Source organism: Methylophaga sp. UBA5088, from assembly GCF_002414625.1.
GTDB classification, from domain to species: Bacteria; Pseudomonadota; Gammaproteobacteria; order Nitrosococcales; family Methylophagaceae; genus Methylophaga; species Methylophaga marina.
This window is the reverse complement of the sequence record NZ_DIAC01000032.1, coordinates 1-1,033: the sequence shown is the minus strand read 5'-3', so window position 1 is coordinate 1,033 and position 1,033 is coordinate 1. Positions and strand designations below refer to the sequence as shown.

General features: G+C 45.2%; 2 protein-coding genes. Both read right to left on the bottom strand.

Going from position 1 to position 1,033, the window contains the following annotated elements:
• Window positions 1–242 (bottom strand): SIS domain-containing protein (locus B4K20_RS04215; protein WP_289282053.1); only part of this gene is annotated, 242 nt, incomplete at its 3' end.
• A 2-nt stretch (window positions 243–244) separates the two neighbouring features.
• Window positions 245–1,033, bottom strand: a 789-nt coding sequence (locus tag B4K20_RS04210) for a calcium/sodium antiporter (RefSeq protein ID WP_289282000.1), incomplete at its 5' end; no start/stop codon positions are given.

The window sequence follows — 1,033 nt, the reverse complement described above, 5'->3', positions numbered from 1 at the left end:
GCTTCTCCGGGATGAACAAAAAAAGCCGGTGTTCCTGTACTTGCTAATGTGGCAGCGAGTTTACTGCCAATATGACCTGATTTTCCCATACCAATGACTACAACGCGTCCCTGACAATGCAGCATAAACTCACAGCCCTGCATAAAGTCATCATTAATACGCTCGTGAAGCGCTTTAACGGCTTCGATTTCTGTGTCAATGACAGCGTGGGCGAGCGCGCTGAGTTTGGCTTTATCAATCACAATTAACTGAGTCCAGGCGTATTTTGATAAACAAGTAATCCGTTGTAGGAAACGTAGACAAATAGCATCAATAAACCAGCAACGCGGCCTATGCGTCCATTCGCACTGTAGCGAGCAAATAAGTATAAGCCTACAGACAAACCAATCATGAATGGAAGATCCCTGTACAGTAACATCGGATCAATGTGCGAAGGTGCAATCAGTCCAGGCATGGCTAACACGGCAAGAATATTAAAAATATTCGATCCAAGAATATTACCGACCGCAATATCGTGTTCATTTTTTAATGCAGATATCACAGAAGCAGCAAGTTCAGGGAGGCTGGTACCTATAGCTACAATCGTCAGTCCTATAATCAAGTCACTCACACCAAGCAGGTGAGCAATGCCCGTTGCACCCCAAACGAGTGATTTCGAGCCAATCAGTAAAGAGAAAAGGCCAATGACAAAATAGAACGTTGCCTGTTTGGCGGTCATTTTGGCGCTGCCGTATTCTGCTTCAAATTCCGCTTCCATGGGGTCTTGCTTATTGCTACCTTTGATTGCTAACCAAGCCATCCCAGCTAAGGTCAGCATAAAGCCACTAAACAGAATAATGCCATCGCCCCGGCTGAGATCATTGTCTAGTAATAACAATAGCGACAACACCATGACAAACAGTAATACCGGAAATTCACGTTTTAACGTATCTGAGTGGACGGTGAGTGGGGCAATGAGCAGGGTAATAGCCAGCACTAGACCGATATTAGTGATGTTTGACCCAATAGCATTACCAATCCCCAGTGCTGGCGC